Below are 16456 nucleotides of genomic sequence, written 5' to 3' on the forward strand. Positions count from 1 at the left end.
GGGCTTTTTCATATTTTGGAACAATGGAAAAGAGGAAAAATTTATGACAACTAAAGGTTATTTTGGACAGTTTGGTGGTAGTTTTGTACCAGAACCAATTCAGGCTTTATTAGATGAGTTGGAAGTGACTTTTGATAAATACAAGGATGATCCAGAGTTTTTAGCTGAGTTTCGCCATTACTTGAAGGATTATTCAGGTCGTGAAACACCGCTCTATTTTGCAGAAAGTTTGACAGAGCACCTAGGTGGAGCTAAGATTTATCTCAAGCGTGAAGATCTTAACCATCTTGGGTCACACAAACTTAACAATGTCCTTGGACAAATCCTTCTTGCTAAACGCATGGGTAAAAAACGTGTGATTGCTGAGACAGGAGCTGGGCAGCACGGTGTTGCGACAGCTGCAGCTGCAGCCAAATTTGGTATGGCATGTGATGTCTACATGGGGGCAGAAGATGTGGAGCGTCAACGTCTCAATGTCTTCCGTATGGAGATGATGGGAGCAACTGTTCACGCAGTTGAAACTGGTACTCGTACCCTCAAAGATGCGGTTGATGCAGCCTTTGGAGCATGGATGAATGACCTTGAAGCCTTCTACGTTTTAGGATCTGCTGTAGGCCCTCATCCTTATCCAACGATTGTTCATGAATTCCAAAAGGTTATTAGTGAAGAATCACGTCGTCAAATCTTGGAAAAAGAAGGACGTCTACCAGACTACGTCATTGCCTGTGTGGGCGGTGGTTCCAATGCTATCGGAGCTTTTTCACAGTATGTAGCTGATGAAGAAGTAAAATTGGTTGGGGTAGAAGCTGCTGGTCACGGTTTAGATACCGACAAACACGCGGCAACAATGACCAAGGGTAGTGTAGGGATTGTCGATGGAATGAAAACCTATGCAGTCTTTGGCGAAGATGGAAATGTTGCACCTGTTTACTCTATCTCTGCTGGTTTAGACTATCCAGGGGTTGGACCAGAACACGCATTCTTTAAAGACTCTGGTCGTGTAGAGTATGTCGCAGCGACTGATGAAGAAGCTGTCCAAGCCTTGCTTTTACTTAGCAAGACTGAGGGAATTATCCCAGCTATTGAAAGCTCCCATGCTATTGCAGAAGCAGTCAAACGAGCACCAAAACTAAGTAAAGACGAGATTATCGTCATTAATGTCTCTGGTCGTGGAGACAAGGACGTAGCTGCTATTGCAGACTACCTTGAAGATAAAAAATAAAAGATGGAAAAGATACAGAGATTTCTCTCACAGAGAGCTTGTGGTTGCTGAAAACAAGCAGAGAAAGCTGTAAGATTGGGTCTATCTGAAAACGAGAGAAGAAAACATAATTCTCAAGGGAGTGCCCTTTATCGCACAGCCTGTTACAGGAGCTATCTGAGACAGGAATGAGAGATAGGAGAAATCCTATAATTGAGGTGGCACCGCGAATTTCGTCCTCACGCAAGTTATTTTGCGTGGGGATTTTTTGTAGAATAAACACGGGATTTAAGAAGAACTGAAAGGGAAATTACAATGGAACGAATCATTCATGGAGATGTTTTATCACCAATCTTGGCTTATATGCGTTTGAACGGAAATCACAAGGTCATACTTGAAAGTATCCCAAGAGAAAAGGAAAATGCTCGTTTTTCTATCTTAGCCTATAACCCAGTTTTTGAAATTAAGTTCGAAAATGGAGTTCTTTATCAAAATGGTCAAGTGATTGATCGTGATCCTTTGGATTTCCTTTATGAAGTAACTTATAAGAGTCAGCACCATTCAGAACTACCCTTTGGTAGTGGAGCTATTGGCTTTGTTGGCTACGATATGATTTCTCTTTATGAAGAAATTGGCCAGCTCCCTGAGGATACGATTGGGACACCAGATATGCATTTCTTCGTATATGAGAGTTATATAGTTTTTGACCATAAGAAAGAAAAAATTCATATCATAGAGGATGCTCTCTACAGTGAGCGTAGTAGTGAAGAACTAGAAGTGGCTTTAGATCAGGTTTTAGAAGAGTTGAAAATCCCTGCTCCAAATGAATTTGAAGATTTGGACGTTTCTCCACTTCAGTTTAGACCACATATTGCACCTCAGAAATTTGAAGAAATGGTAGAAACAGCTCGCGACTTGATTCGCAACGGAGATATGTTCCAATGTGTGCTTAGCCAGCGCTTCTCCGCAGAGGTAACTGGAAATCCTTTTGACTTCTACAGAAATCTCCGAGTGACCAATCCATCAAATTACCTCTACTTTTATGATTTTGGAAATTACCAAATTATCGGTGCCAGTCCAGAGAGCTTGGTTTCCGTCAAAAATGGCATTGTGACAACCAATCCAATTGCAGGTACGCGACCTAGAGGTGCCAATGACGAGGAAGATGCAGCACTTGCAAATGATCTACTTTCTGATGAAAAGGAAACGGCAGAACACCGAATGTTGGTGGACTTGGGACGAAATGATATCGGTAGAATTGCTGAAACAGCAAGTGTCCAAGTAACCAAGTATATGGAAGTCGAACTTTTCCGCTATGTCATGCATTTGACCAGCGTGGTTAAAGGACATTTATTACCAGAACTGACTGCCATGGATGCCTTAAAGGCGACACTTCCGGCAGGAACAGTATCGGGAGCACCAAAGATTCGGGCCATGAAACGCATCTATGAACTAGAAACAGAGAAGCGAGGTGTCTATGCAGGAGCTATCGGTTACTTATCAGCAACTGGAGACATGGATTTTGCTATTGCAATTCGAACCATGATTCTTAAAAATAAAAGGGCCTACGTACAGGCTGGTGCAGGAATTGTTTATGATTCCATCGCTCAGAATGAATACCAAGAAACGATTAACAAAGCTAAATCTATGACAAGAATGGGAGAACTAAGACCATGATTTTATTGATTGACAATTATGATTCATTTACTTATAACCTGGCTCAATATATCGGGAATTTCGCAGAAGTTCAGGTTTTGAGAAATGATGATCCAAACCTTTATGAAGAAGCTACAAAGGCAGATGGACTGGTCTTTTCTCCTGGCCCAGGTTGGCCAGCTGATGCTGGGAAAATGGAAGAAATGATTCGTGGTTTTGCAGGTAAGAAACCTATTCTAGGGATTTGTTTGGGGCACCAAGCCATCGCAGAAGTCTTTGGTGGTAAGTTGGGTTTGGCTCCTAAAGTTATGCACGGTAAACAAAGCCAGATTCGATTTGAGACTCCATCAGTTCTCTATCAAGGAATTGAGGACAATCGTCCAGTCATGCGTTACCATAGTATTTTAATTGAAGAGATGCCAGAAGAGTTTGAAGTGACAGCCCGTTCGACAGATGACCAAGCTATTATGGGGATTCAACACAAAACCTTGCCGATTTATGGCTTGCAGTATCATCCAGAAAGTATTGGAACGCCAGATGGTCTATCTTCTATTCAGAATTTTATCGAGAAAGTTGTAAAGTGAGGAACACAAAATGAAAGAAATTATTGAAAAATTAGCGAACTTTGAAGATTTATCAAGTGTTGAAATGACAGATGTGATCGAACGTATCGTGACAGGGCGAGTGACAGAAGCACAAATTGCTTCACTCCTTTTAGCCCTTAAGATGAAGGGGGAAACACCTGAAGAAAGAACAGCCCTCGCTCAAGTTATGAGAGGACATGCTCAACACATTCCAACAAATATTCAAGATGCTATGGATAACTGCGGTACAGGTGGAGATAAGTCATTTAGCTTTAACATCTCAACAACTGCAGCCTTTGTCTTGGCAGGTGGGGGAATCCACATGGCCAAACATGGAAATCGCTCCATCTCCTCAAAATCTGGGTCAGCAGATGTCTTGCAAGCTTTGGGAATCAATATTGACCTCAAGCCAGCACAATTGGGGAAGGTATTTGATCAAACAGGAATCGTCTTTCTCTTTGCCAAAAACATGCACCCAGCTATGAAATACATCATGCCAGCACGCTTGGAGTTGGGAATTCCAACTATCATGAATTTGACAGGTCCACTCATTCACCCAATGGTCTTGGAAACACAGCTTCTAGGAATCAGTCGTCCAGAACTTCTGGAAAGTACTGCTCAGGTTTTGAAAAATATGGGTCGCAAACGTGCTATCGTAGTAGCTGGTCCAGAAGGATTGGATGAAGCTGGTTTGAATGGAACTACCAGCATTGCCCTTCTTGAAAATGGTGAAATCACTTTGTCAACCTTTACTCCAGAAGATTTGGGAATGGAACGCATTGCCATTGAGGACATTCGTGGTGGTAATGCTCATGAGAATGCAGCCATCCTTGTCAGCGTTCTTAATAATGAACCAAGTCCATTCTTAGAAACAACAGTCTTAAATGCTGGCCTTGGTTTTTATGCCAATGGTAAGGTAGATAGTATCAAAGACGGAGTTAAAATGGCACGTCAAGTGATTGCCAGCGGTAAGGCCCTTGAAAAACTCAGACTATTACAGGAGTACCAAAGATGAGTCAGGAATTTTTGTTGCGTATCTTAGAGCAGAAGGCGCGTGAAGTTGAAACGATGGAGCGAGAGGAGCTTCAACCTTTGCGTGAAAGCTATCGCTTAGCTGAATATTTGAAAAACCATCAGGACCGCTTGCAAATCATTGCAGAGGTCAAGAAGGCGAGTCCAAGTATGGGTGATATCAATCTGGATGTGGATATTGTTCAACAGGCCAAGACTTACGAGGCTAACGGCGCTGTTATGATTTCTGTTCTGACAGATGAAGTTTTCTTCAAAGGTCATTTGGATTATCTTCGTGAGATTTCCAACCAGGTACAGATTCCGACACTGAACAAGGATTTTATCATCGATGAAAAGCAAATCATCCGTGCTCGCAATGCAGGTGCGACAGTTATCTTGCTCATCGTAGCGGCTTTATCAGAAGAACGCCTCAAGGAACTGTATGGCTATGCGACAGAGCTAGGTCTAGAAGTATTAGTGGAAACTCATAATCTAGCGGAGCTAGAAGTAGCTCACCGTCTTGGCGCTCAAATTATCGGTGTCAACAATCGCAATTTGACTACCTTTGAAGTTGACTTGCAGACCAGTGTAGACTTGGCCCAATACTTTAAGGACGATTGCTTGTACATTTCTGAATCTGCTATTTTTACAGAAGAAGATGCGAAACGAGTTGCACCATACTTTAACGGAATTTTGGTGGGAACAGCTCTCATGCAAGCTGAAGATGTAGCCCAGAGAATCAGGGAGTTGCAAATTGACAAAAGTTAAGATTTGTGGACTATCGACCAAAGAAGCCGTAAAAACAACTGTGTCGGCTGGAGCAGACTACATTGGTTTTGTCTTTGCTCCTAGCAAAAGACAGGTGACCTTGGAACAGGCTGCTGAGCTGGCAAAGCTCATTCCTGTCAACGTTAAAAAAGTTGGAGTATTTGTTTCACCCAGTCGGGCAGAACTGTTAGAAGCGGTAGACAAAGTTGGTTTGGACTTTGTACAAGTTCACGGTCAGGTGGCGGATGATTTGTTTGGGGATTTGCCTTGTGCAAGTATTCAGGCTGTTCAGGTCGATGAAGGGGGGCATGTACCCAATTCTCAGGCAGATTATCTACTCTTTGATGCCCCTGTGGCAGGGAGTGGCCAGACCTTTGATTGGGGTCAACTGGATACGACTGGATTAACTCAGCCCTTCTTTATCGCAGGTGGGCTTAAGGAAGACAATGTAATAAAAGCAATTCAACACTTTACTCCCTATGCAGTAGATGTATCGAGCGGAGTGGAGACAGATGGACAAAAAGATCATGAAAAGATTAGAAGATTTATAGAGAGGGTAAAGCATGGCATATCAGGAACCAAATAAAGATGGATTTTACGGAAAATTCGGCGGACGTTTTGTCCCAGAAACATTGATGACAGCAGTTTTGGAGTTAGAGAAGGCCTATCGTGAAAGTCAGGCAGACCCAAGTTTCCAAGAGGAATTAAACCAACTCTTACGCCAGTATGTGGGTCGTGAAACTCCCCTTTACTACGCAAAAAACTTGACCCAACATATCGGCGGAGCCAAGATTTATCTTAAACGTGAAGACCTTAACCATACAGGGGCCCACAAGATTAACAATGCCTTGGGACAAGTTTTGCTTGCTAAACGCATGGGTAAAAAGAAAATTATCGCAGAGACAGGTGCTGGTCAGCACGGTGTGGCAACTGCAACAGCTGCGGCTCTCTTTAACATGGAATGTACCATCTATATGGGTGAGGAAGATGTCAAACGCCAAGCCCTCAATGTATTCCGTATGGAGCTTTTGGGAGCCAAGGTCGAGGCAGTGACAGATGGTTCGCGCGTGCTCAAGGATGCGGTCAATGCAGCCCTTCGTTCATGGGTGGCTAATATTGATGATACCCACTATATCCTTGGTTCTGCCTTGGGGCCTCATCCTTTCCCAGAAATTGTTCGTGATTTCCAAAGTGTTATCGGACGAGAAGCCAAACAACAGTACCGTGAATTGACAGGTGAAAATTTACCAGATGCCCTAGTAGCCTGTGTTGGTGGTGGCTCTAATGCCATCGGACTTTTCCATCCATTTGTGGAAGATGAGTCAGTGGCTATGTATGGAGCTGAAGCAGCAGGACTCGGTGTGGATACAGAGCATCATGCAGCAACCTTGACCAAGGGTCGTCCAGGTGTTCTCCATGGTTCTCTCATGGATGTGCTCCAAGATGCTCATGGTCAAATCCTAGAAGCTTTCTCAATCTCAGCAGGTTTGGACTATCCTGGTATCGGTCCAGAACATTCACATTACCACGATATCAAACGCGCGTCCTATGTGCCTGTGACAGATGAAGAGGCCTTGGAAGGATTCCAACTCTTGTCTCGTGTGGAAGGAATTATCCCTGCCTTGGAATCTAGTCACGCTATCGCTTTCGCAGTGAAATTGGCTAAAGAACTTGGACCAGACAAGTCTATGATTGTCTGTCTATCAGGTCGTGGGGACAAGGATGTAATTCAAGTTAAAGACCGATTGGAAGCAGACGCAGCAAAGAAGGGAGAAGCTCATGCCTAAGACTCTAACAGAAAAATTGAACGCTATCAAAGTAACTGGAAAAGGAATTTTCGTTCCCTATATCATGGCTGGAGACCATGAAAAAGGTTTGGATGGTCTTGCTGAAACAATTCGCTTTTTAGAAGACTTGGGTGTGTCTGCTATTGAAGTGGGAGTTCCTTTCTCAGACCCTGTTGCAGATGGTCCTGTTATCGAAGAAGCAGGCTTGCGCAGTCTAGCTCGCGGAACCTCTACCCAGGCTTTGGTTGAAACCTTGAAAACCATTGAAACAGAAATCCCGCTTGTCATCATGACCTATTTTAACCCCCTCTTTCAGTACGGTGTTGAGAAATTTGTCAAAGACCTTTCTACTACAGCGGTCAAGGGATTGATTATCCCAGACCTCCCTCATGAACATGCTAATTTTGTAGAGCCCTTCTTGGCAGATACAGACATTGCTTTGATTCCACTTGTAAGCTTAACGACAGGAATGGAGCGTCAAAAAGAACTCATTGAGGGAGCTGAAGGTTTTGTCTATGCTGTTGCTATTAATGGAGTGACAGGAAAATCAGGAAACTACCGAGATGATTTGGACAAGCACTTGGCTCAACTTCATCAAGTGGCACATATTCCAGTATTGACAGGTTTTGGTGTATCCACACAGGCTGATGTAGAACGTTTCAATGAGGTATCGGATGGCGTTATCGTCGGTTCCAAGATTGTTAAGGCTCTGCATGAAGGACAAGTAGGAGAAATCGCTGACTTTATCCGAGAAGCACTAGCTTACCAAAAATAATCATACAAGCGGCCAGCAAGAGGAAAGGCACAAAAGGAAGTCTTTCCTTTTTCTTTAGTAGGAGAAAGGCTAGGATACCAGTCGTGGAGGCAAATTGAATTAAAATCAGCATTTCAGTTAGGCTAAAAATAAGTGCACAAGAAGCCAGAAAGAGAAAATCTCCAGCACCTATGCGGATATCGATAAAGTGAGCCAAAATTCCCAAGATAAGAAAGAAAATCATAACTAGATTCCAACCACAGCAAACTATGAGGAATAAGTGAAAAGTCAGCCAGACTAGCAAGGGATATTCTTGATGACGAAAGTCGTAGATGCCTAAGGTCAAGCCAGCGGCGATCAAAATGACTTGATTCAAAGTTAGAAATCCCAAAGAAAAAGTTAGAAAGAGTAGCCCCAAGAATAACTCAAAGAGGGTATACCAGAAAGGATAGTGGGCCTTGCAATAGCGACAGCGAAAGCCATGGACTACTTGAGAGACAATCGGAATCAAATCCAGTGATTTCAAGCGAGTCTGACAAGAATCACAGTGACTAGCAGGGAAAACAATGGATTGCTCAGGGAAACGATCAATGACCAATCCAAGAAAGGAAGCAAAAATAGCTCCAACAAGAAAAAAGTAAAGGTGAATCATACTTATTAATTCGGAAAAAATAAGAGAAAGAGTATAATAGTTGGATAAAGGAGAAATTTTAGAAGCAAATATGAAAATTCACTTTGAAAAAGGACTTCAGATAGAAAATGCCCAACTCATTTGTCGCTGGTCTAATGCTTTGGGAGAAAGTTTTCAGAAGCAATGGATGGGACCCAAAATTTCTTGTCCCTTGATTGTCCAATCCTTACAAAAGCTGGAAGGAATTTTTTCCATTTTTGCTGATGAAGAGTTTGTAGGTGTCATCCAGAAAATCAGGCTAGAAGACAGGAATCTTCATATCGGGAGATTTTTTATCAATCCTCAGAAACAGGGGCAGGGCTTAGGTAGCCAGGCTTTAAGGAAATTTGTTAGTTTGGCCTTTGAAAATGAAGACATAGATACTATTTCTCTAAATGTCTACGAGGCAAATCAAACAGCTTACAATCTTTACCAAAAAGAAGGATTTGAAATTGTTCAGACTATTGAAATTCCAGAACAAAAATATATGATGAGAAAATCTAGGTAAGGACTAGATGATACTGAGAACTGTACCCGTACAATTTTTGGTTTTCAAACTTGTTGCAGAGAAATTTTCTTGATAAAATAGATATATGACTAGATATAAAGCTATCATTTCCTATGATGGTTACGCCTTTGCTGGTTTTCAACGGCAACCACACGCGCGTAGTGTCCAAGAGGAAATTGAAAAAACTTTAACCAAATTAAATAAAGGGCAGGCCATTACCATTCATGGTGCTGGGCGAACGGACAGTGGTGTTCATGCCTTAGGGCAGGTCATCCACTTTGATCTTCCCTATCAGATGGATGAGGAAAAGCTTCGCTTTGCTCTCGATACTCAAAGTCCTGAAGATATTGATGTGATTTCGATTGAGATAGTGGCTGATGATTTTCATTGCCGTTATGCCAAGCATAGCAAAACCTACGAGTTTATTGTGGACAGGGGGCGTCCTAAAAATCCTATGAAACGTCATTATGCTACCCACTATCCCTATCCACTAGATGTGGAACGCATGCAAAAGGCTGTGAAGAAATTAGAAGGAACCCATGATTTCACCGGTTTTACTGCTGCCGGAACCAGTGTGGAGGACAAGGTAAGAACGATCACGGAAGCTAGTCTTATGGTTGATGAAACAGGTCAGTTTTTGACCTTTACTTTCTCAGGCAATGGTTTCCTCTATAAGCAGATTCGAAATATGGTTGGAACCTTGCTGAAAATTGGTAATAACCGTATGCCAGTTGAACAGATTGACCTTATCTTGGAGAAAAAAGACAGACAGTTGGCAGGTCCAACTGCAGCACCTAATGGATTGTATTTAAAGGAGATTCGTTATGAAGAATAATCGTATTTTAGCACTTTCAGGAAATGATATTTTTAGTGGTGGTGGACTAGCTGCTGATCTTGCGACCTATACTTTGAATGGTTTGCATGGTTTTGTAGCCATGACTTGCTTGACTGCCTTGACAGAAAATGGTTTTGAAGTCTTCCCGACGGATGAGACTATTTTTCAACAACAGTTGGATAGTCTTAAAAGCGTAGACTTTGGAGGGATTAAGATTGGTCTCTTGCCGACTGTTGGTGTTGCTGAGAAAGCATTGAATTTCATCAAGGAAAGATCAGGAGTCCCTGTCGTTCTGGATCCTGTATTGGTTTGTAAGGAAACGCATGATGTTGCAGTTAGCGAACTCTGTCAAGAGTTGATTCGCTTTTTCCCTTATGTGACTGTCATTACACCCAATCTACCTGAGGCAGAATTGCTAGCAGATCAAAAGATTGAAACCTTAGAAGATATGAAGTCTGCAGCGCAGAAATTGCATGACTTAGGAGCGCCAGCAGTCATTATCAAGGGAGGAAATCGTCTCAGTAAGGATAAGGCTGTGGATGTCTTTTATGATGGAGAGAATTTCACTATTCTTGAAAACCCAGTCATTCAAGGACAAAATGCTGGTGCAGGATGTACCTTTGCATCAAGTATTGCTAGCCAGCTAGTTAAGGGAGAAGAACTTTTACCAGCAGTAGAAAGTTCTAAAGCCTTTGTTTACCGAGCTATTGCACAAGCAGATCAATATGGAGTGAGACAATATGAAGCAAACCAAAACAACTAAAATCGCCCTAGTATCTATCTTAGCAGCCAGTTCTGTCGTATTGGGGTATTTTATAAAAATCCCAACACCAACTGGTTTTCTAACACTTTTGGACGTTGGAGTCTTCTTCACAGCCTTTTACTTTGGAAGCCGTGAAGGAGCCGTTGTCGGAGGGTTAGCAGGATTTCTCATTGACCTCATTTCAGGCTACCCTCAGTGGATGATTTTTAGCTTAATCAATCATGGTTTGCAAGGCTATTTTGCAGGCTTTAAAGGGAAATGGCAATGGTTAGGATTAGTCTTAGCGACTCTATTCATGGTGGCTGGTTATGCCTTGGCATCAGCTTGGATGAATGGTTGGGGAGCAGCTATTCCAGAAATCATCCCAAATCTCATGCAAAATGTTGTTGGAATGACTCTAGGATTTCTTCTTTGTCACAGTGTAAAGAAATTCAGATAATAGTGAAAAAAGGAAACCTACTCCGAACTATTAGGGAACTATTGAAAAAACTCTGATTATTTGCTAAAATGAAAGCTATGAAAACACTCTACGATGTGCAACAATTTCTCAAACAGTTCGGTATCATTGTTTATATGGGAAAACGTCTCTATGACATTGAACTGATGAAGATTGAACTATCACGGATTTATGATGCAGGCTTGATGGATAAGCTAGATTATCTTGAAGCAGAAGCTGTTCTTCGCAGAGAGCACAAACTAGAATTAGACTATTTAGAAAAAAATGGAGATTAGGTAATATGGTAACTTGGGTATTATGGGGACTTATTGTAGCGATGTTGGCTTGGATGGGATACAACTACCTTCGCATTCGTCGTGCAGCAAAAATTGTAGACAATGCAGAGTTTGAGTCTTTGATTCGTACAGGTCAGTTAATTGACTTGCGTGATCCAGCTGACTTCCACAGAAAACATATCCTTGGAGCTCGTAATATTCCTTCAAATCAATTGAAGACAAGTCTTGCAGCTCTTCGCAAGGATAAACCAGTCCTTCTATATGAAAACCAACGTGCGCAACGTGTGACCAATGCAGCACTTTTCTTGAAAAAGCAAGGCTTCTCAGAAATTTATATCCTCTCTTACGGATTGGATTCATGGACTGGGAAGGTGAAGTCTAATTAAAATGTGAAAAAACTTGTCACATATGTTTAATATAAAGTCTCGGCTTTTTATGGTATAATTGTTAGTATAAAATTTAAGGAGTTTTTTGAAGATGAAAGAAAAGAAAAAACCATCACTTGTTTTAGGTATCCTATCTATCGTTCTTGGTTTGCTATCTCCAATCGTAGGTCTCGTTTTGGGGATCATTGGTCTAGTCTTGGCTAATTCACATCAAAAAGAATCTGAATTAGACTATAAAACAGAACGAATTCTTAATATCGTAGGGATTGTAGTTTCTGTAATTAACTGGGTTGCAGGACTCATCTTAATGATGCACTAATCAGGATTCTAACAAAAAAAGCTTTATTTTTAAAAGCTTTTTTTGTTTTATCCACTCTTCTCGGTTCAAGAATCGGATAACATAGTGCTAATATTTTTCACCCAATTGATAAAGCCGATTTTTATGGTATTATTCATTTGTGTTTAGTTTAAGGAGTTTTTAGAATATGCAAGAAAAGAAAAAAGCGTCACTTGTCTTAGGAATCTTATCTATCATTCTTGGTTTGCTTTCGCCAGTGGTAAGTTTGATTTTGGGGATTATTGGTCTAGTCTTAGCTAACTCACATCAAAAAGAATCTGGACTAGACTATAAGAGAGAAAAAAATTTGTCCATCCTAGGGATTGTCATTTCTGCACTTCACTTTATTTTAGGTGTTATGCTATTCGTACGCTAAAGAAGATTTAAAAAAGCTTTATTTGTTTAAAGCTTTTTTGTTTTATCCACTATTTTCTAAGTATGTTTTAATAATCCGCAGTTCTTCTTTGTTTAGAGGTCGGAAACCACCTTCTGCTAGGTCAGAGTCTAACATAAAATCTCCAAATTGAACTCGTTTTAGGGCAGTGACCCTGACACCAACAGAGAGGAACATTTTTTTGACTTGATGAAACTTTCCTTCAGAGATGGTGATAGTGGCTTTGCTGAGACTAGGACTTGAGGATAAAATCTCAAGTTGAGCAGGTTTACAGGTAGTTCCGTCTAAAAATACAATTCCATTCTTAAATTCTTGGATATGATTAGGAGTCAGTGCTCCATTGACCTCTACTTGGTAAGTTTTATCGACATGGTATTGAGGATGGAGGAGTTGAAAACCTAGAGGCCCATTGTCTGTTAAGAGGAGGAGTCCTGTCGTATCCCGATCCAGACGACCGATGGCGTAGAGTTGGTCAGACTGGAGATGCTGAGGAAGGAGGTCCATGACCGTTGGGAGTTTCTTATCCTTGCTTGCAGTTACGACTCCATTTGGCTTATGGAGCATGAGGTAGGTGTGTTCGTATCCTTGAATTCTTATGCCTTGGAACATCAGTTCTTGAAGTCCTGTATCAACATTCTGTGCAAGGGAACTAGCAGGGAGTCCATCAACTAAAATTTCTTTTTTCAAAAGAGCTTGTTTCATGGCTTTTCGACTGATTTTTTCCTGAGCTAATAATTTATCTAAACGCATACCAGCCTATCTTATCATAAGTCGCTTGCTTTGAAAAGGCTTGAAGTGAAAAGAAAAGTACAGTGAAAACATTTACACTTACTTGAGTTAAGTCATTTGCTCAAAATTGTGGTATAATCGTTCAGTTAGAAAATAAATTTTTGAATACAATAGAGGAAATCATGACAAAATTAAGAGAAGATATCCGTAATATCGCGATTATCGCCCACGTCGACCACGGTAAAACTACCCTTGTTGACGAATTGTTGAAACAATCTGAAACTCTTGACGCGCGTACAGAGTTGGCAGAGCGCGCAATGGACTCAAACGATATTGAAAAAGAGCGTGGGATCACCATCCTTGCGAAAAATACAGCAGTTGCCTACAACGGAACTCGTATCAATATCATGGACACACCAGGGCACGCGGACTTCGGTGGAGAAGTTGAACGTATCATGAAAATGGTTGACGGTGTTGTTTTGGTCGTAGATGCCTACGAAGGAACCATGCCACAGACTCGTTTCGTATTGAAAAAAGCCTTGGAACAAGACCTTGTGCCTATCGTTGTGGTTAACAAGATTGATAAGCCATCAGCTCGTCCAGCAGAAGTAGTAGATGAAGTCTTGGAACTTTTCATCGAGCTTGGTGCGGATGATGACCAACTTGACTTCCCAGTTGTTTATGCGTCAGCTATCAACGGAACATCTTCATTGTCAGATGATCCAGCAGACCAAGAAAAGACTATGGCGCCAATCTTTGACACTATTATCGACCACATTCCAGCTCCAGTTGATAACTCAGATGAGCCCCTTCAATTCCAAGTGTCACTTTTAGACTACAATGACTTCGTAGGTCGTATCGGTATCGGACGTGTCTTCCGTGGTAGTGTAAAGGTTGGGGACCAAGTTACCCTTTCTAAATTGGATGGTACAACTAAGAACTTCCGTGTCACAAAACTCTTTGGTTTCTTTGGTTTGGAACGTCGTGAAATTCAAGAAGCTAAAGCTGGTGACTTGATTGCCGTTTCAGGTATGGAAGATATCTTCGTTGGTGAAACAATTACTCCTACAGACGCAGTTGAAGCTCTTCCAGTTCTTCACATCGATGAGCCAACACTTCAAATGACTTTCTTGGTCAACAACTCACCATTTGCTGGTCGTGAAGGTAAATGGGTCACTTCTCGTAAGGTTGAAGAGCGCCTTCAAGCAGAATTGCAAACAGACGTTTCTCTTCGTGTTGAACCAACTGACTCACCAGATAAATGGACTGTATCAGGACGTGGGGAATTGCACTTGTCAATCCTCATTGAAACAATGCGTCGTGAGGGCTATGAGCTTCAAGTATCTCGTCCAGAAGTTATCGTAAAAGAAATTGATGGCGTCAAATGTGAACCATTTGAACGCGTGCAAATTGACACACCTGAAGAATACCAAGGATCCGTTATCCAAAGCCTTTCTGAACGTAAAGGTGAAATGTTGGATATGATCTCAACTGGTAATGGTCAAACTCGTTTGGTCTTCCTCGTTCCTGCGCGTGGTTTGATTGGATACTCAACTGAGTTCTTGTCAATGACTCGTGGTTACGGTATCATGAACCATACCTTCGATCAATACTTGCCATTGATTCCAGGTGAAATCGGTGGACGTCACCGTGGTGCACTTGTTTCTATCGATACTGGTAAGGCAACGACTTACTCTATCATGTCTATCGAAGAACGTGGAACAATCTTTGTTAACCCAGGTACTGAGGTTTACGAAGGAATGATCATCGGTGAAAACTCTCGTGAAAATGACTTGACAGTTAATATCACTAAAGCCAAACAAATGACCAACGTTCGTTCAGCTACCAAGGACCAAACAGCGGTTATCAAGACTCCTCGTATCTTGACTCTTGAAGAATCACTTGAGTTCTTGAACGACGATGAATACATGGAAGTAACGCCTGAATCTATTCGTTTGCGTAAACAAATCCTTAACAAGGCAGAGCGTGAGAAAGCAAACAAAAAGAAAAAATCAGCTGAATAAGAGCTAGAAAGAGCAGAAAATGGTCTATTTAATCATAGGGATTTTATTACTCTTACTCTATATATTTGCGACACCTCAAAGTATCAAGGGAACGGTTAATATTGTAATTCTTGTTTTTGGTCTCGTTTCCCTCGTGATTTTGCTCATGTTGTCCATCCTGCAAATCTTTCAGCTACCAACAGAATTCTTTATTACAGTAGCCATGCTGGTCCTTACTTACTTTAGTTTGCGAGATATATCCTTAATGTCGGTGAAAAAGAGATAGGAAAACGGCTGTGGAGTTCTGCTAGAATTCAGTAAAGATATTTATTAAACATACCACAAGTGAAGTCAGAAAAACTGAGTTTACTTGTGGTTTTTGCTTTGTAGAATCTAGAAATTTAGGTTCTTTCAGCTTCATCGACTTCCTACTTTCATTCACTATAGATTTTTATTAAGTAGCAGATAATAGAAGAACTTCTGGGAGGAAATCACATTCTTACTGTGAATGTTTACAAAGGCTACGGATGCTTTTCTTTCAAAATTGGATAAAGAAGCTAAATATAACAATTTTGTTATTCAAATCCTTTGTAGGCGTTTACTATTTTTGATATACTGGAAGAAGGAATAGATACGAAATTGGAGTTTGTCATGAAACAACATCATTTTAAAGAAAAACAACGCTTTTCTTTGAGAAAGTATGCATTAGGAACTTGTTCCGTCTTATTAGGAACGAGTTTATTTTTTGTAGGCACAAGTGGAAATACTGTGCTTGCAGAGGAAAGGATTCCCCAGCTAGTGTCACACTATGTGGAAGATAAAGACTTGCCTGAATCTTTGAAGGCTGAACTACGTTGGTTTGAAGAGAATGCTATCCAAGTGGAGGAAGGTAAGGATTATTACTTCGTCTACCGAAAATCTACTGCGAAGTTACCGGATACTGGCTTGTTTTCAAATGCCATCCTGCCAGTGCTAGGTACAGGACTCTTGTTAGTTTCGCTCACTCTCATTAAAAAGAGAAAGGGTGCCTCTCTCTTTCTAGTGACAGTTTTGGCTGTAGGTGGGACTGCTCTATCGGTTTCTGCCTTGGAGAACTTAGTGGAGCTTCGTCCAGCTCTTGTCAAAACAGTTGTAGGAGAATTTTTGCCTAGTCCAGAAAGGATTGAGGGGTATGAATTTACAGGTTATTACTTTGTAAGAGAAAATGAGGAAATTTCTAAGACTGAAGATACAAAACCTCATTCCCTACAAGCAGATAAGCTAGAATCCACCTCAATTCCAAGCGAAGGTGTTCCAAGTTTGGTCCAAGTGAAACCAGAGCTTGAAGTGACGACAGAA

At 41.3% G+C, this 16456-nt stretch carries 21 protein-coding genes and 1 other annotated feature; of the genes, 19 read left to right on the forward strand and 2 right to left on the reverse strand.

What is annotated here, in order from left to right; all coding sequences use genetic code 11:
- The first annotated feature begins 43 nt into the window (after nucleotides 1-43).
- The 8 genes from trpB (HMPREF2619_RS00410) to trpA all read left to right on the forward strand — a co-directional run bounded on the left by trpB (HMPREF2619_RS00410) (nucleotide 44) and on the right by trpA (nucleotide 7782).
- Nucleotides 44-1222 carry a tryptophan synthase subunit beta gene (gene trpB, locus HMPREF2619_RS00410; RefSeq protein ID WP_000208448.1) on the forward strand — a complete coding sequence of 393 codons (1179 nt, stop codon included), beginning with the start codon at nucleotides 44-46 and terminating at the stop codon, nucleotides 1220-1222.
- Nucleotides 1213-1445 (forward strand) — a binding site (T-box leader). It overlaps the preceding gene by 10 nt.
- Nucleotides 1446-1516: 71 nt before the next feature.
- The gene (trpE, locus tag HMPREF2619_RS00420; RefSeq protein WP_070458087.1) at nucleotides 1517-2878 is read left to right on the forward strand and encodes an anthranilate synthase component I; all 1362 of its coding nucleotides are present in this window, start codon (nucleotides 1517-1519) and stop codon (nucleotides 2876-2878) included.
- Nucleotides 2875-3441 (forward strand): aminodeoxychorismate/anthranilate synthase component II, encoded by a 567-nt coding sequence (locus HMPREF2619_RS00425; protein ID WP_070458091.1) that lies wholly within the window; start codon nucleotides 2875-2877, stop codon nucleotides 3439-3441. The genes trpE and HMPREF2619_RS00425 overlap by 4 nt, the downstream gene beginning before the upstream one ends.
- 10 nt (nucleotides 3442-3451) lie before the next feature.
- Entirely contained in the window at nucleotides 3452-4456 is a 1005-nt protein-coding gene (trpD, locus tag HMPREF2619_RS00430) for an anthranilate phosphoribosyltransferase (protein WP_070458094.1), read from the forward strand.
- Complete coding sequence (trpC, locus tag HMPREF2619_RS00435; RefSeq protein ID WP_070458097.1) at nucleotides 4453-5220, forward strand: indole-3-glycerol phosphate synthase TrpC; 768 nt, start codon at nucleotides 4453-4455, stop codon at nucleotides 5218-5220. Before trpD ends, trpC begins: the two co-directional genes overlap by 4 nt.
- On the forward strand, nucleotides 5207-5806 hold the full coding sequence (locus HMPREF2619_RS00440) for a phosphoribosylanthranilate isomerase (RefSeq protein ID WP_070458100.1): 600 nt from the start codon (nucleotides 5207-5209) through the stop codon (nucleotides 5804-5806). Before trpC ends, HMPREF2619_RS00440 begins: the two co-directional genes overlap by 14 nt.
- On the forward strand, nucleotides 5784-7007 hold the full coding sequence (gene trpB / locus HMPREF2619_RS00445) for a tryptophan synthase subunit beta (protein WP_070458104.1): 1224 nt from the start codon (nucleotides 5784-5786) through the stop codon (nucleotides 7005-7007). Before HMPREF2619_RS00440 ends, trpB (HMPREF2619_RS00445) begins: the two co-directional genes overlap by 23 nt.
- Entirely contained in the window at nucleotides 7000-7782 is a 783-nt protein-coding gene (trpA, locus tag HMPREF2619_RS00450) for a tryptophan synthase subunit alpha (protein ID WP_070458107.1), read from the forward strand. The genes trpB (HMPREF2619_RS00445) and trpA overlap by 8 nt, the downstream gene beginning before the upstream one ends.
- Here trpA and HMPREF2619_RS00455 read toward each other — a convergent pair.
- Complete coding sequence (locus tag HMPREF2619_RS00455) at nucleotides 7751-8413, reverse strand: prepilin peptidase (RefSeq protein WP_070458110.1); 663 nt, start codon at nucleotides 8411-8413, stop codon at nucleotides 7751-7753. The genes trpA and HMPREF2619_RS00455 overlap by 32 nt on opposite strands.
- Nucleotides 8414-8483: 70 nt before the next feature.
- On the opposite strand from HMPREF2619_RS00455, the gene HMPREF2619_RS00460 reads away from it, so the two are divergent.
- From HMPREF2619_RS00460 to HMPREF2619_RS00495, 8 genes are all read left to right on the forward strand, one after another.
- Nucleotides 8484-8939 carry a GNAT family N-acetyltransferase gene (locus tag HMPREF2619_RS00460; protein ID WP_070458133.1) on the forward strand — a complete coding sequence of 152 codons (456 nt, stop codon included), beginning with the start codon at nucleotides 8484-8486 and terminating at the stop codon, nucleotides 8937-8939.
- A gap of 85 nt (nucleotides 8940-9024) precedes the next feature.
- Complete coding sequence (truA, locus tag HMPREF2619_RS00465; RefSeq protein ID WP_070458114.1) at nucleotides 9025-9774, forward strand: tRNA pseudouridine(38-40) synthase TruA; 750 nt, start codon at nucleotides 9025-9027, stop codon at nucleotides 9772-9774.
- A complete protein-coding gene (locus tag HMPREF2619_RS00470) occupies nucleotides 9764-10537 on the forward strand; it encodes a bifunctional hydroxymethylpyrimidine kinase/phosphomethylpyrimidine kinase (protein WP_070458118.1) in 774 nt (257 codons plus the stop codon). The genes truA and HMPREF2619_RS00470 overlap by 11 nt, the downstream gene beginning before the upstream one ends.
- Nucleotides 10515-10976 (forward strand): ECF transporter S component, encoded by a 462-nt coding sequence (locus tag HMPREF2619_RS00475; protein WP_049529908.1) that lies wholly within the window; start codon nucleotides 10515-10517, stop codon nucleotides 10974-10976. The genes HMPREF2619_RS00470 and HMPREF2619_RS00475 overlap by 23 nt, the downstream gene beginning before the upstream one ends.
- A gap of 68 nt (nucleotides 10977-11044) precedes the next feature.
- Complete coding sequence (locus tag HMPREF2619_RS00480) at nucleotides 11045-11269, forward strand: YqgQ family protein (protein WP_000646475.1); 225 nt, start codon at nucleotides 11045-11047, stop codon at nucleotides 11267-11269.
- Between the two features lie 5 nt (nucleotides 11270-11274).
- Nucleotides 11275-11655, forward strand: a complete 381-nt coding sequence (locus HMPREF2619_RS00485; RefSeq protein ID WP_000259323.1) for a rhodanese-like domain-containing protein — start codon at nucleotides 11275-11277, stop codon at nucleotides 11653-11655.
- 91 nt (nucleotides 11656-11746) lie between these two features.
- Nucleotides 11747-11974, forward strand: a complete 228-nt coding sequence (locus HMPREF2619_RS00490; RefSeq protein ID WP_006145992.1) for a hypothetical protein — start codon at nucleotides 11747-11749, stop codon at nucleotides 11972-11974.
- Between the two features lie 166 nt (nucleotides 11975-12140).
- Nucleotides 12141-12368 (forward strand): hypothetical protein, encoded by a 228-nt coding sequence (locus tag HMPREF2619_RS00495; protein WP_070458121.1) that lies wholly within the window; start codon nucleotides 12141-12143, stop codon nucleotides 12366-12368.
- Between the two features lie 42 nt (nucleotides 12369-12410).
- On the opposite strand, the gene HMPREF2619_RS00500 is transcribed toward HMPREF2619_RS00495, so the two are convergent.
- Nucleotides 12411-13136, reverse strand: coding sequence for a 16S rRNA pseudouridine(516) synthase (locus HMPREF2619_RS00500; RefSeq protein ID WP_070458124.1), 726 nt, complete (start codon nucleotides 13134-13136; stop codon nucleotides 12411-12413).
- 161 nt (nucleotides 13137-13297) lie between these two features.
- Between HMPREF2619_RS00500 and typA the strand changes: the two genes are divergently transcribed.
- The 3 genes from typA to HMPREF2619_RS00515 form a co-directional block, all read left to right on the forward strand.
- The gene (typA, locus tag HMPREF2619_RS00505; RefSeq protein ID WP_049503436.1) at nucleotides 13298-15139 is read left to right on the forward strand and encodes a translational GTPase TypA; all 1842 of its coding nucleotides are present in this window, start codon (nucleotides 13298-13300) and stop codon (nucleotides 15137-15139) included.
- A 19-nt stretch (nucleotides 15140-15158) separates the two neighbouring features.
- Complete coding sequence (locus tag HMPREF2619_RS00510) at nucleotides 15159-15404, forward strand: DUF3165 family protein (protein WP_045763157.1); 246 nt, start codon at nucleotides 15159-15161, stop codon at nucleotides 15402-15404.
- A 365-nt stretch (nucleotides 15405-15769) separates the two neighbouring features.
- A partial coding sequence (locus HMPREF2619_RS00515; protein ID WP_070458127.1) for a YSIRK-type signal peptide-containing protein occupies nucleotides 15770-16456 on the forward strand: 687 nt, incomplete at its 3' end.

It is taken from the genome of Streptococcus sp. HMSC074B11 (genome assembly GCF_001808705.1).
In the GTDB taxonomy this organism is placed as follows: Bacteria; Bacillota; Bacilli; order Lactobacillales; family Streptococcaceae; genus Streptococcus.

Bases quoted from the DNA above. Each gene is read 5' to 3' on its own strand.
- trpA (WP_070458107.1), top strand. From the start codon at position 7,000: ATGCCTAAGACTCTAACAGAAAAATTGAACGCTATCAAAGTAACTGGA.
- trpE (WP_070458087.1), top strand. From the start codon at position 1,517: ATGGAACGAATCATTCATGGAGATGTTTTATCACCAATCTTGGCTTAT.
- HMPREF2619_RS00495 (WP_070458121.1), top strand. From the start codon at position 12,141: ATGCAAGAAAAGAAAAAAGCGTCACTTGTCTTAGGAATCTTATCTATC.
- HMPREF2619_RS00480 (WP_000646475.1), top strand. From the start codon at position 11,045: ATGAAAGCTATGAAAACACTCTACGATGTGCAACAATTTCTCAAACAG.
- HMPREF2619_RS00510 (WP_045763157.1), top strand. From the start codon at position 15,159: ATGGTCTATTTAATCATAGGGATTTTATTACTCTTACTCTATATATTT.
- HMPREF2619_RS00460 (WP_070458133.1), top strand. From the start codon at position 8,484: ATGAAAATTCACTTTGAAAAAGGACTTCAGATAGAAAATGCCCAACTC.
- HMPREF2619_RS00500 (WP_070458124.1), bottom strand. From the start codon at position 13,136: ATGCGTTTAGATAAATTATTAGCTCAGGAAAAAATCAGTCGAAAAGCC.
- HMPREF2619_RS00475 (WP_049529908.1), top strand. From the start codon at position 10,515: ATGAAGCAAACCAAAACAACTAAAATCGCCCTAGTATCTATCTTAGCA.
- trpD (WP_070458094.1), top strand. From the start codon at position 3,452: ATGAAAGAAATTATTGAAAAATTAGCGAACTTTGAAGATTTATCAAGT.
- truA (WP_070458114.1), top strand. From the start codon at position 9,025: ATGACTAGATATAAAGCTATCATTTCCTATGATGGTTACGCCTTTGCT.
- HMPREF2619_RS00490 (WP_006145992.1), top strand. From the start codon at position 11,747: ATGAAAGAAAAGAAAAAACCATCACTTGTTTTAGGTATCCTATCTATC.
- HMPREF2619_RS00485 (WP_000259323.1), top strand. From the start codon at position 11,275: ATGGTAACTTGGGTATTATGGGGACTTATTGTAGCGATGTTGGCTTGG.
- HMPREF2619_RS00470 (WP_070458118.1), top strand. From the start codon at position 9,764: ATGAAGAATAATCGTATTTTAGCACTTTCAGGAAATGATATTTTTAGT.
- trpB (WP_070458104.1), top strand. From the start codon at position 5,784: ATGGCATATCAGGAACCAAATAAAGATGGATTTTACGGAAAATTCGGC.
- typA (WP_049503436.1), top strand. From the start codon at position 13,298: ATGACAAAATTAAGAGAAGATATCCGTAATATCGCGATTATCGCCCAC.
- HMPREF2619_RS00455 (WP_070458110.1), bottom strand. From the start codon at position 8,413: ATGATTCACCTTTACTTTTTTCTTGTTGGAGCTATTTTTGCTTCCTTT.
- trpB (WP_000208448.1), top strand. From the start codon at position 44: ATGACAACTAAAGGTTATTTTGGACAGTTTGGTGGTAGTTTTGTACCA.
- HMPREF2619_RS00425 (WP_070458091.1), top strand. From the start codon at position 2,875: ATGATTTTATTGATTGACAATTATGATTCATTTACTTATAACCTGGCT.
- trpC (WP_070458097.1), top strand. From the start codon at position 4,453: ATGAGTCAGGAATTTTTGTTGCGTATCTTAGAGCAGAAGGCGCGTGAA.